General features: G+C 61.9%; 11 protein-coding genes. 8 read left to right on the plus strand and 3 right to left on the minus strand.

The annotated features are described in order from the left end of the window. Positions 1 to 16 precede the first annotated feature (16 nt). Positions 17 to 1,342 (plus strand): TldD/PmbA family protein, encoded by a 1,326-nt coding sequence (locus tag AC5FXY_RS02025; RefSeq protein ID WP_493554958.1) that lies wholly within the window; start codon positions 17 to 19, stop codon positions 1,340 to 1,342. 124 nt (positions 1,343 to 1,466) lie between these two features. On the opposite strand, the gene AC5FXY_RS02030 is transcribed toward AC5FXY_RS02025, so the two are convergent. Next, positions 1,467 to 2,096, minus strand: a complete 630-nt coding sequence (locus AC5FXY_RS02030; protein WP_493554959.1) for a porin family protein — start codon at positions 2,094 to 2,096, stop codon at positions 1,467 to 1,469. Positions 2,097 to 2,195: 99 nt separating this feature from the next. Continuing rightward, on the minus strand, positions 2,196 to 2,816 hold the full coding sequence (locus AC5FXY_RS02035; RefSeq protein WP_493554960.1) for a porin family protein: 621 nt from the start codon (positions 2,814 to 2,816) through the stop codon (positions 2,196 to 2,198). A 224-nt stretch (positions 2,817 to 3,040) separates the two neighbouring features. On the opposite strand from AC5FXY_RS02035, the gene AC5FXY_RS02040 reads away from it, so the two are divergent. From AC5FXY_RS02040 to AC5FXY_RS02065, 6 genes are all read left to right on the plus strand, one after another. Further along, complete coding sequence (locus AC5FXY_RS02040) at positions 3,041 to 3,664, plus strand: DUF4159 domain-containing protein (protein ID WP_493554961.1); 624 nt, start codon at positions 3,041 to 3,043, stop codon at positions 3,662 to 3,664. Between the two features lie 90 nt (positions 3,665 to 3,754). Continuing rightward, complete coding sequence (locus AC5FXY_RS02045; RefSeq protein ID WP_493554962.1) at positions 3,755 to 4,735, plus strand: AAA family ATPase; 981 nt, start codon at positions 3,755 to 3,757, stop codon at positions 4,733 to 4,735. Positions 4,736 to 4,762: 27 nt separating this feature from the next. Next, positions 4,763 to 5,644, plus strand: coding sequence for a DUF58 domain-containing protein (locus AC5FXY_RS02050; RefSeq protein WP_493554963.1), 882 nt, complete (start codon positions 4,763 to 4,765; stop codon positions 5,642 to 5,644). Between the two features lie 55 nt (positions 5,645 to 5,699). Continuing rightward, positions 5,700 to 7,235: a BatA domain-containing protein gene (locus AC5FXY_RS02055; protein WP_493554964.1), complete on the plus strand. Its 1,536-nt coding sequence runs from the start codon at positions 5,700 to 5,702 to the stop codon at positions 7,233 to 7,235. Further along, the gene (locus AC5FXY_RS02060; RefSeq protein ID WP_493554965.1) at positions 7,232 to 9,439 is read left to right on the plus strand and encodes a hypothetical protein; all 2,208 of its coding nucleotides are present in this window, start codon (positions 7,232 to 7,234) and stop codon (positions 9,437 to 9,439) included. Before AC5FXY_RS02055 ends, AC5FXY_RS02060 begins: the two co-directional genes overlap by 4 nt. A 16-nt stretch (positions 9,440 to 9,455) precedes the next feature. After that, positions 9,456 to 11,249 (plus strand): hypothetical protein, encoded by a 1,794-nt coding sequence (locus AC5FXY_RS02065; RefSeq protein ID WP_493554966.1) that lies wholly within the window; start codon positions 9,456 to 9,458, stop codon positions 11,247 to 11,249. Here AC5FXY_RS02065 and AC5FXY_RS02070 read toward each other — a convergent pair. After that, complete coding sequence (locus AC5FXY_RS02070; RefSeq protein ID WP_493554967.1) at positions 11,246 to 11,458, minus strand: hypothetical protein; 213 nt, start codon at positions 11,456 to 11,458, stop codon at positions 11,246 to 11,248. The genes AC5FXY_RS02065 and AC5FXY_RS02070 overlap by 4 nt on opposite strands. Positions 11,459 to 11,878: 420 nt before the next feature. On the opposite strand from AC5FXY_RS02070, the gene AC5FXY_RS02075 reads away from it, so the two are divergent. Beyond that, complete coding sequence (locus AC5FXY_RS02075) at positions 11,879 to 12,466, plus strand: RNA polymerase sigma factor (protein ID WP_493554968.1); 588 nt, start codon at positions 11,879 to 11,881, stop codon at positions 12,464 to 12,466. Positions 12,467 to 12,491 lie beyond the last annotated feature (25 nt).

Below are 12,491 nucleotides of genomic sequence, written 5' to 3' on the forward strand. Positions count from 1 at the left end.
CTCCTCTGCCTTCCTCATGCCCATTCTCTCCAAAGACGAAGCCCAAGCCATTCTTAAAAAGGTTGTTGGCTTTAGTACCGCTGATGAGTGCGAAGCCAATCTTAACGGCCGCAGCTCTGGCAACGTGCGCTATGCCCGCAATACGGTGACGACGGCCGGGGCGGCCGATAACGTGTCCTTAGTGGTGCAAACGTGGTTTGGGCGGCGCTCCGGCGTGGCTACCTGCAATCAGTTTGATGACGCCACGCTGCGCCGCTGCGTGCAGCGCGCCGAAGAAGTAGCCCGCCTGGCCCCCGAAGACCCGGATTACATGCCGCGCCTCGGGCCGCAACAGTACCTCTCGGCCCCATCATTTGCGCAGAGCACCGCGGCTCTCACCCCCGATTTCCGGGCGCAGGCCGCCGGCGACAGCATCGAGCTGTGCGCGGCTCGCAAGCTTACGGCCGCTGGCTATCTGGAAGATGGCATCAGCTTCGCGGCCATTCGCAACAGCAAGGGGCTGGAGGCTTACCAGCAGTTTACCAACCTCGATTTCTCCGTGACGGTGCGCACGCCCGACGGCCGGGGCTCGGGTTACGCCGTGGCCGATTTCACCGACGCCACCAAGCTGGATGCTAAGGCCCTGACCAAAATCGCCGCCGACAAAGCAATCGGTTCCGTCGAGGCCAAAGCCATTGAGCCGGGCAAATACACGGTGATTCTGGAGCCGGCCGCGCTGGTGTCGGATGAAGGCCTAATCAACCGCTTGGTGTACGCCTTCGATGCCCGTGAAGCCGATGAAGGCCGCTCCTTCCTCAGCAAGAAAGGCGGCGGCCTTCGCAAGGGTGAAAAACTGTTTGACCCGCGCGTGACCATCATGGTCGACCCGACGAATCCGCTGGCACCCAGCGGCGTGTTCGACAACGAAGGCCTGCCGGTGCAAAAGCTGCCCATCATCGAGAAGGGTGTGGTGAAGAACTTGTACTACTCGCGCTATTGGGCCCAGAAGAACAAGGTGGCCCCTACGGGCTTCACCGGCAACTTCATCATGGAAGGCGGCACGCAGAGCACCGCCGACCTGATCAAAAGCACCCAGAAAGGCATCTTGGTCACGCGCCTGTGGTACATCCGCGACGTAGACCCGCAGACGCTACTGGTAACCGGCCTAACGCGGGACGGTACGTTCTATATCGAGAACGGCAAGATCAAGCACCCGATCAAGAACATGCGCTTCAACGAGTCGCCGATCATCATGCTCAACAACATTGAGGCCATGGGACGGGCGCAACGCCTGGGCGGCAACCTGGTGCCGCCGCTCAAGATTCGGGACTTCACCTTCACCAGCCTGTCGGACGCGGTGTAGGTTGAAACGATGAGCGTGCCCCACAACTGATCGGGAAGCGCTTGTCGTGTCATGGCTTTACTGTGGAGTATAAGAAAAAGCCCAACTGCAGCAGTTGGGCTTTTTCTGCTTAAAGCTTCCCGAACTAGTTGCCGAGCCGGATAAGCAGGTATCCTTGGAAGACGCGGTTTTTGAGGCGCGGGTCGTTGGGGCTGCGCACTTGGTCGAAGTCGCTGATTTCGCTCAGGCCGGCATTGAAACGCCCGCCCACGGCCAAGGTGCTGCCCAAATCCAACTCCAGCCCGGCGCAGAGGCTGAAGTCTTTCTTTTTGTATTGATCCGTCACCTGCCGACTTACCTCCCCGTATTGCGGCTGCCCCGTCAACGGGTTGTAGCCCGTGAATAGGGTGCCCGCTTCTTTGGCCGTGAGCAAGAGGCTGAACTGCGGCCCGCCTTGCAGGTGCACGGGCCCCATTTTAAGGTCGAGCAGCAGTGGGAAATTCAGGTAGTGCAGCTTGGTTTCGTAGTCTTCTTGCACCGATTTGAAGTCTCCTCCCTGCAATGAATACTGCAGCTCCGGGCGCAAGGACAGGGGGCCGAACAGGTTATAGTTGTAGAATGCTCCCGCGTGGTAGCTGATGCGGTAGTCCGTGGAGGCAGCCAGCTTTTCACCGTCGAGCACGGCGGCGTTGGCGCCGGCTTTGACGCCGATGTATTGGGCCTGCGCAACGGAGGCCATGAGGGCTAGCAGGGAGAGCAGCGCAAACCGTTTCATAAAAGCAAGGGCGAAAGTGTCGATACCAGATACACAAAGGTCGAAACTCGCGTCTTGCTTTCTATCACATCTTTGGGCTAGCGGCAGCCCACCGAACCGCTACGGCAGCTGAAACGCCACAAAGCCCTGGAATACGCGGTTGCGCAGCTTTTCGTCGTTCAGCCCCGTCACGTTCTTCACGTCGTTGACGTCGCTGAGCCCGGCCACGAAACGCGCACCCACGGACAGACCGGCCAGCAGTTTAAACCCGGCCCCCACGCACAGGCTCATGTCGGTTTTTTCGTAGCGGTTCCAGGCCCCGCGGTTTTGGCTGGCAAACACGGCCCCGTTCTGGTCTTGCCCCACCATCACTTGCCCATCTTCGCGGGCTTTCAGGAGCACCCCGAATTGCGGTCCGGCTTCAATGTAGGCGCGGGCAAACCGTACCTTGGCTACCACGGGCACATTGAGGTAGTGCAGCTTGGTGTCGAAATCGGCCAGGGCCGAACGGAACTTGCCGCCCTGCAGCGAGTACTGCAATTCAGGTTGGATCGAGATGGGTCCCAGCACTTTGGCTTCGTAGAACACGCCCACGTGGTGCGAAGTCATGAAGCGGGTACGGGCCGACAAGTTTTCACCGTCGAGCACGGCAGCGTTGAGGCCGGCCTTGACGCCCAACTGGGCGTGGGCCGAGGCTGCTAGCCCTAGGCTCAGCAGCAGGGATAAGGCAGTTCGTTTCATAGCAAAGGGTCGGTATGGCGCAGAAAAAGAAGGTCTTAATACGTACTACCGCTTGCCACGGCTGGACAGTAAAGCCTAAAATCCGCAGCCAGTCAAGCAGATAAGTTGTTGGCGGCCCATGGCTTTTGCTTTGCTGTGCTTCGGGCACCTGTTGGGCCAACGCCACCAAGGCCACCTTTCGTACCTGGCTTGTGTCTTTGCCGCTGCCTATCTTCCGCCAGCTTATGCCCACTCCTTTCACCTTCGTACGCCTCAGCTACCGCTCCGGCGACTGGGATGCCGTGGATGAGCGCATGCCCGCCAATCTGCTGCATTCGCTTATTGAATACACCACCGTGAAGGTCAATACCAAGGAAAAGGTAGTGGCACTGGACAGCCCGGAATTGTTCAGCTATCCGTTCTGCTACCTATCGGGGCACCGACTGGTACAGTTTACGGCCCAGGAAAAGCAGAACTTCACGCAGTACGTGCGTAACGGTGGCTTCGTGTTCGTCGACGACTGCAACCACGACATCGACGGCCTGTTTGCCCGCTCTTTTGAGGAGCAAATGCGGACCTGCTTCGGACCCGGCGCGCTCAAGAAGCTGCCGAACACGCACCCCATCTATTCCCAGTTCTTCAAATTCAAAGATGGCCCTCCGGCCACTTCCTTCGAGCTCAACGGCTGGGGCGACGACCTCATCCACGATTACCTCAAGGCCGTCGAAATCAAGGGCCGCATCGGGGTGCTGTACTCCAACAAAGACTACGGCTGCGAGTGGGACTATGACTTCCGCAACAAGCGTTTTCTGGCCGAAGACAACACCAAGTTTGGGGTCAATATTCTGCTGTATGCCCTGACGGCGTGATGAAGACAGGTAATTCTTGTGCTTAAGCAGCTATCGATCCTCAAACACCGCCCTTTGCCCTAACCGTTTTTCCGCTACCCGCCCTCCTCCGTGACCGAACAAGAACTCCACCGCCTGCTCGATAAACTCCCCCGCCTGCGCCAGGAAATCGGCAAAGTCATTGTGGGCCAGCATGAAGTACTGGACGAAGTGCTGGTGGCCCTGCTGGCCGGTGGCCACGCGCTGCTGGAAGGCGTGCCGGGCCTGGCCAAAACGTTGCTGGTCCGTACCCTGGCGGCGGCCACTGATTTGTCGTTCCGCCGCATCCAGTTCACGCCCGACCTGATGCCCACCGACATCCTGGGCACCGAGGTGCTGGAGGAAGACCATACTACTGGCAAACGGCGCTTTGAGTTCGTGCGCGGGCCGGTGTTTGCCAACCTTGTGTTGGCCGACGAAATCAACCGCACGCCGCCCAAAACGCAGGCCGCGCTACTGGAAGTAATGCAGGAGTTTGAAGTCACCTACGCGGGCCAGACGCACCCGCTGCCCGACCCATTCTTCCTGCTGGCCACCCAAAACCCCATCGAGCAGGCTGGTACTTACCCGTTGCCCGAAGCTCAGCTCGACCGTTTTCTGCTCTACATCCGCATCGGCTACCCCTCGGAGCAGGAGGAGCTGGCCATTCTGCAGGGCACCACTGGCACCGCTGCCGGGCGCCCCGAGCCGGTGGTGGGCGCCCAGGAGCTGCGGCAGCTGCGGCAGTTGGTACGCGAGGTGAGCATCAGTCCCGAGCTGCTGCAGTACGTCACGCGCATTGTGCGCGCCACCCGGCCCGATGCCTCGCCGGTGAAGTTTATTCAGGACTACGGCCGTTGGGGCGCGGGCCCACGCGCCGGTCAGGCCTTGGTGCTCTGTGCCAAGGCCCGAGCATTACTGCACGGCCGCTTCGCCGCTACGCTCGACGATGTGCGCCAACTGGCTGCCCCGGTGCTGCGCCACCGCCTGCTATTGAACTTCCAGGCCGAAGCCGACCGCCTTACGCCCGATGACGCGGTGGTGGCTTTGTTGCAGCACTTCCCGACGCCCTAACGCGCTTATCTTCTTTCGCCGCTTCCAATGCTCTCCGCCGCCCACTTGCTTGCCCTGCGCAACCTGCCCCTTGTAGCCCGCATGATAGTGGAGGCCGGGCAGGCCGGTTTGCACCCCAGTCGGCGGCGCGGCGAGGGCATGGAGTTTAGCCAGTACCGCCCGTATCAGGCCGGCGACGATTTGCGCCGCCTCGACTGGCGCCTTGCCGCCCGCTCCGACCGCTACTACATCCGCGAATCGGACGTAGACACGCGTCTGACTGTGCGCCTCGTGCTCGATGCCAGCGCCTCCATGAACCACCGCGACCAGGCCGGCGTCAGCAAGCTGGAATACGCCCGGTTGCTGCTGGCGGCCTTGGCGTACGTGGCGCAACACCAAGGCGACGCCGTGGGGCTGTATGCGGTCCAATCTGCCGGGCTACAAACGATACCGCCCCGTGCCGACGCCGCGCAGCTGCCTCGGCTGTACCACGCGCTCAGCTCGCTTACCGCCGCCGGCACGCTGCCCGATGTGCCAGCCCTGGCCCCGCTGTTTAGTCGACAGGGCTCCAGCGTCACCGTGGTCGTCAGCGACTTGTACGACCTGGAACCGAGCTCGGCACTGGAGCAGGTGCTGACGCTGCTGCGCGCGGCGGGCGGCGAGATTATCGTCCTGCATTTGCTGGCGCCCAATGAGCTGACGCTCGATTACCCGGCTGCCGCCACGCTGGAAGACCTCGAAACGGGCCAGCGCCTGCAGCTCGACGCGAGTCAGCGCCCGGAATACCAGCGCCAGCTTGAGGAATGGTTGCGCCGCACCGAGCAATCGGTTCGCAGCCACGGCCTCGACTACTACCGTCTACTCACCGACGAGCCGCCCGCGCAAGCCTTGCGGGCGGTGCTGCGCCGTCGGCAGGGCGTGCCCGGCTAAGCAGCCTTGTCCCTGATTCGCCCGTCTGTCCTACGCTTACTCTGCTCTTCCACCGTTGCTCACCTTCGCCAATCCTGCTGCTCTGCTAGCCCTACTGGGGCTGCTGGTACCGCTGGCCATCCATTTATGGAACCGGCGGCCGGGCCAGGTGGTGCCGGTGGGCGCGCTGCGCTGGCTGACACCCGGCGCCAACCGTCGGATGCGCCAGCTGCACCTTACCCAATGGCCGCTGCTATTGCTGCGGCTGGCGCTGCTGGCGCTGCTAGCCCTGGCCATTGCGGGCCCGCAGTGGGCGCAGCTGCCTAAGCCCGTACGCCCGCAGGTGCTCATCAGTCCCGAAGCTTTGGCCTCACCCGCCTTCGCCGTGTTACGGCCCGAAGTAGACTCGCTGCGCCGCAAGGGCGCGGAGCTGCGTCTCTTGCGCCCGGGCTTCCCAGCTCTTTCTGATTCTTTGATACTACAAACGCCGTCCAACCTCAGCAGTCCAGATTCGGTCGCGGGACTATGGGACCGCGCCGCTGAAGCCATCGACAGCTTCCCCGATCGGCCGCTGCACCTCTATACAACAGTCGAGGCCCGGCACTTTCGGGGCAGTCGGCCTACGTTACCGGCCCAAGTGCGCTGGCATACCGTGCCCGCTGCTACCGACAGCGCCACTTGGCTGCAAGCCGCTGCGCGCCCCACGCCCGACTCCCTACGTCTGACGGTGGGATACGGCAGCAGTACCCGCGTATCGTTCCGCACTTTTAACCAGCCTTGGCCTACCCAAACACCCTCCACGCTGCAGCTTCCCTCGTTACCAACGCTGCAACTGCAGCGCCGCGGCGGTCAGTTTTATATCGAGCCGCTGCCGGAGGCTGCTAGCTCCCAGCGACCGGTACGGGTACAGATGCCACTCCGCATCGGGATATATGCCGATGCGAAAACCCGTGCTGAGGACTTGCGCTACGTGCGGGCCGCCTTACAAGCGGCCGAGCCGGCTTTTGCTGCTGGCTTGCAGCTGACCGTAGCATCCACTCCACCCCAGCCCGATTCACTGGACTGGCTTCTCTGGCTTACGGATGCCCCGGTACCAGCAGCCTTAGACCAACAAGTAGCCCGGGGCTTGCATTTGCTACTGGACGCCAGTGGCCCGGGCCAGGCGGTGGCTAGCAGCTTCACGGCAGGCAGCCTACCCACTCCGATACAGCTACGTCGGCGCTCCACGCCAGCTACCACCGCGCCAGCTATATGGCAGGATGCCACTGCCCAGCCGGTACTCACGGTCCGCGCCCATGACCGCGGCCGTAAGTACCAACTGCACACTCGATTTCACCCGCAGTGGAGCAGCTTGCCAACCGATGGTCAGCTTCCGGCTTTGTTGCTAGAGCTATTGGCTCCAGCACCGGAGCTGATGCCTGCCGATATTCGCCAGCTAGACCCGGCTCAGATTCTCGCGGTCAATACAAGTTCGCCGCGTGCTACCCCCCGTCGCCCTCTCCCCGCTGAGCCGTTCGATCTGCGGCCGTGGCTGGCTATGGTCGCCGGCGTATTATTTGGCGCGGAGCGGCTGCTGTCCAAGCGGCGCGCCCCAACAACGGCCAGCCTATGACGCCCACTCAAACGACTACACTCTCGCCCGTTGCCACGGCCCACAGGCGGTTGGCCGCTGCCCAACAACGGTACCGCTGGCACTCGGTCTTGTCTTTGGCGCTGATTGGCGGAGCTGCGCTGGTAGCGCTGCTGGGCGCCGCGCAACGCTGGCCCGCTGCCACGGCCTTGTTTGCTGGGGTAGGCACGGCAGCAGCAGGATTGCTGGCGTGGGCCCTCTGGGCTTTGCGCCGCATTGACACGTCGTTTGTGGTGCGGCGTTTGGATCGGCATTTTCCCAAACTGGAAGACAGCACGGGCCTGCTGCTGACGCCGAAGGACACGCTGCTGGAGCGCCTGCAGCAGGAACGAGTAGCCCACCGCCTAGTCAACCTGCCCCTTGAACAGGCGTTCGTGGTACCGTGGCGGAGCCGACTAATAATAACAACGGCGCTGCTTTTGGTTGGCCTGCTGGGCTGGCTGTTGCCACCGGCGCGTACTGCATCAGCCGGGCCGCCGCTGGTATTGCGCTTCCCTACGGCACCAGCTACGCCCACTACTGCCGCAGTTCCGCGCTTGCTTAGTACTACCGTCCAAGTGCAGCCTCCTGTTTACACGCGGCAGCCGGATTTTGCCCCGACCCAGCCTTCGTTCCGTTGTCCTGCGGGTTCCCGCGTTCGGTGGACGGTGCGCGTAAGCCAGGCCACCAAAGCTCCGGAGCTATTGCTGGCCGGTCAGCCGGCCATTCGCTTCCGTCCAGTTCCGGGTAAACCCTTGGTGTTTGAGGCCAACCACCAGTTCAGCCGCTCCACGCTGTACCGCATTCGTTTTGCAGGCCATTCTTCCGAGGATTATGCCGTGGAAGTGCAGCCCGACCGGGCTCCTGCCCTGCGCATGCTGGCGCCAGAGCCTTACACGCTGGTCGAGTATGGAAACCGGCCCGAGGTAGCGGTGCGCGTAGAGCTGCGCGATGATTACGGCCTACGCCGCGCCCGGCTGGTGGTTACCACAGCGCTGGGCCAGGGCGAATCCGTAAAATTTCAGGAAACCACCATGGACCTGAGCGGAGCGCTCCGCCAACAGCCCCGTCAACAAACGGCTGCCGTAACCTTACGCTTGCCAGCCTTGGGGCTGACCTACGGCGACGAGCTCTATGTGTATGCCGAAGCCTGGGACAATGCCGGCCAGCGGGCCCGTACCGATGCCGCCTTGGTGCAGTGGGAAGACACGGCGGCAACGGGCGGCATCGCCTCCATTTCATTGAGCGTAAACAAGATGCCAGCTTATTTCCGCAGCCAGCGGCAGATCATTATCGACACCGAAAAGCTCCTAGCTCAGCGTAAGCAGTTACCGACGGCGGAGTTTCAGAGCCGCGCCAATAGCCTTGGCGAAGACCAGAAAATGCTACGCCTGCGCTACGGGAAGTTTCTCGGCGAAGAGTATGAGAAGGGCGCCGCCGAAGCTGCCCCGCGTCCGCCCATCGCCGAGGACGAGGAGGAAGAACACCACGATGACGACGGCCACGACCATGGTCATGCCCCTACAGCCGACGCTGGACCGCTGCCCACTGCCGAAGCGCTGGCTACGCCCTACAAGCACCTGCACGACGATGAGGAAACAGCCGATTTTCTGGAGCCGCAGGTAAAAGCCAAGCTGCGCGGCGTACTGGGTCAGATGTGGGATGCCGAGCTGCGTCTGCGCTTGGCCAAACCCGCCGAAGCCTTGCCTTTTGAATACCGAGCCCTGCGGCTGCTCAAGGAAGTGCAGCAACAAACCCGTTTGTACGTGCGCAAATCCGGCGTCGACCTGCCGCCACTGCCCGAGGCTGAAAAGCGCCTGACCGGCGAGCTTACCGCTGCCACCGCCCCGCAGCGCCAGCAGCAACGCCCCCAGCCGCCAGCCCAGCCCGAAGTGCGCGCGGCCTTGGCACTACTGGCTGCTTACCGAGCTGGTCAGCAGCCTATCCCTGCCGATGCAGCCCGCCTGCAGCCGGCCGGTGCTGCCCTGGGCGAAGCCGCTATGCAAGACCCCGCTTCGTCGCTGGTCTCGTTACGAGCGTGGCGCCAGCTGCAGCAGCAGGTCCGTAACGGTCGGCGCCCTGCCCCCGCCGACCTTACTGCCGTAGAGCGGGCCCTCACCCGCCTGCTGCCCGTGCCGGCGGCCAGCCCGGCGCGCCCTACTTCCGACCCGTGGGCCCGGCGCTACTTTCGCGAGCTAAGCCGTTGATTTGCTGCTTCCCTTCATGATGACGCATCCTCCGCTGTATTTCGCCTTCGCCACGCTTTGCCTGTTACTCAGTGGCCTGCTTGTGTGGCAGGCTCTACGCTACCATGTGGGGGTACGCGGGGTTTTGCGCCTGGTAGCTGGGCTGCTAGCTGCGGGTGCGCTCTGGTTAAGCGTCTATCCTCCTTCTCGCACTGTGCCGGTGGCAGCGCCCGATGCCGCCATCCTGCTCACCGAGCATTATCGCCCCGATAGCCTCCGCCGGCTTCTTGCCCGAACTGGGCCAGTGCCGCTGCTACGCTTCCGAGGCGCCGCGGCACTCGGTGACACGGCTATTCTTCCGTCACTGACGAGCTTGCCTAGTCGCTACCCTCAGGTGCGGCGGCTTCATGTACTGGGATTGGGCCTGCCTGAAGCCGACTTGGCCACGCTCCCAGCCGGCGTAGCAGTAGTAGCGCATCAGCACCCGCTGGGGTCGGCTTTTACTGCTGGGAGCTGGCCCCGTCAGCTGCCCCTGGGTAAGCCACTAGTGGTGGAAGGCTTCTTTGCCGATGCCAGCTCCGAAGCCACCTGGCTACGGCTGGTGGCGGCTGGTACGCCGCAGGATTCCTTCCGGCTGCCCACCGGCAGTGGTTCTTTTAAGCTACAATACACACCCCGCACTACGGGCCAGGTACTGGCCCGGTTAGAAGCGCGACGCGGCCAACAACTACTGGCTACTGAACCTGTGCCCGCCGAAGTAGAAGCGCCTCGGCAACTCCGCGTGTTGCTTCTCGCCGGCACGCCTTCGTTCGAGCTCAACCTGCTGAAAAACCATTTAGCTGAACGCGGTCATCAGGTGGCTATGCGCATCAGTGTCAGTCGGGGCTTGCAGCAAAAAGAATTTCTCAACCGCTCTTCTACCAGCCTTGAGCGCCTTACGCCTTCATTGCTGGCATCTTTAGATGCCATCGTGGCCGATGCCGATGCACTTGGCACTCTGTCCGCAGGTGAGGCCCGGGCGCTGGCTGCCGCCACCTCCGATGGCATGGGGATAGTGTTGCTCGCCACCGACAAACTGCCCCCCGGCCTGCCCGGCCGCTCCGACTTTGCACTGCTTTCCCGTCCGGCTACGCTAGCCGACCGCCCCCAGCTACTGCAATGGCCCGATGCGCAAGGACAAACAACTTTGCCGGCTACCGTCAGGGCTTCCTTGCGGTTGCAGCCGCTAGTAACGGCTGGCCAACCCAATGCAGTAGCTGCCGCTGCCCGCCGCACAGGATGGGGCACCGTGGTGGTAGCCACTCCGGTAAGCACTTACCGCTGGCAGCTGATGGGCACTCCTGCCACTTACGGGGCTTATTGGAGTCATTTGCTTGGCGCCGCTGCCCGCCCTCCCGATGCCCCTGCGCGCTGGCACATGGTATCGTGGGTTCGCCCACACGAGCCGGCAACCTTGCGCTTGTCTAATGGCACGCCGGTGCTTGGCGCGGCCAGTATTCGGCCGACATCAGCCGCAGCGGTGCGCTTAGCCCTCGGCCAGCATCCGTACCAAAAGAACCTTTGGATAGGCACTTTCTGGCCGGCTCAGCCGGGCTGGCACACAGCACAGCTACCGGGAGTGGCCAGCTTGTCTTTCTATGTGTTCGGGGCACAGGAATGGCAGGGACCATTGGTAGCCCGGCGCCAAGCCGCAGCCCAACAGGCTACTGCACGTAGCTTGGTACATGCAGCCCCTGCTCAACGCCGCAGCCCATGGCCGGCTGGCTGGTTTTTCGTTCTCTTTGTGGCGGCGGCTGGCTGGCTGTGGCTTGACGACAAGCGCAAGGCTTAGTAGCGAATGTGTGGATGCCCACTTAACAGTGGGTCGTGCGCCTCGCCCACCACATAATTCCCCACTTTCAGCACCCTGCCAAGGGGCTGAATATCCAATTGCTGCACGTCCGAGTCGCCTAATTTCACGTTCTCGTACACAGGCGCCGTACTGCCAGAATCGGCCGGCCGCGGTTCGCTCGGCTGGGTTAGCTTGGTAGGTTGCGTCACGGTTATAAGAATTGGTGAAAGGTGGCAAAGGTACACAAGTTGATGATTAACAGGCCCCGACCCCATAATTTTGAACGTAATGTGGGTAGCCAATGACCTTTCAACCCAGAAAACCACAACCCCGAGACGCTCCGTCCATAAGCCTACCCACCGCATCAAATAGGCTGCCGCATCAGGTAGCAGGGCACGGGAGAGTTTCAGACAGCGGTGCTTTCACTGCCGTACCATGCGAGACTTGCTCGGCAAACAAACGCCGGGGGAATCTTCCGTAGGTTGTTCGTTTGTGATGTAAGTTTGGAAATAGTGACCTGAGAAGCGGCCGTTAGCGCTGATGTCAGAGAGAAGTGGCCCACAACCAGAAAATCTTTTTCTGTTGGGTTACCAGGCCGCGAGTAAAGTATTAAGAACGAGTAACTGCGCATGGGCAAGGGACAGCCTTCGTACACCGACGAGGAGCTAGTGGCGGGTATCCGCCACGGCGACGACCGGGCACTGGCACACCTCTACCGACTCCATCTGCCGATGGTCATTCACTTGGTGACGCAAAACAGCGGCACTGAGGACGAAGCCAAAGACATTTATCAGGAGGGAGTGATGGTGTTTTATGAGAAGGTACGGGAAGGCACGCTCGAGTTGAGCTGCCAGATCAAAACCTACCTCTACGCCGTGTGTCGCCGGTTGTGGCTGAAGCGGTTGGCCGAAAAAGGCCGCTACGGCGGCCGCCTCGACGACCACGAGCCCTACCTCGAAACCGGCGCCGAGGCCGACCTCGCCGACGCCGAAGAGCGGGACCGGCAATTCGCTTTGATGAGCGATGCGCTGGTACGGCTCGGGGAACCGTGCCGGTCGTTGTTGGAGGGGTTTTACCTGCTCGACAAGTCCATGCAGCAACTCACGGCGGAACACGGCTATACCAACGCCGACAACGCCAAGAATCAGAAATACAAATGCCTAGTACGCCTGAAGAAGCTGTTTTTCAACCAATACAAAGAAGAACCTCTCCCCTAACGGCTTACTTTCTCCTCTTTCTCTC

The organism is Hymenobacter sp. FMD4, assembly GCF_058932745.1.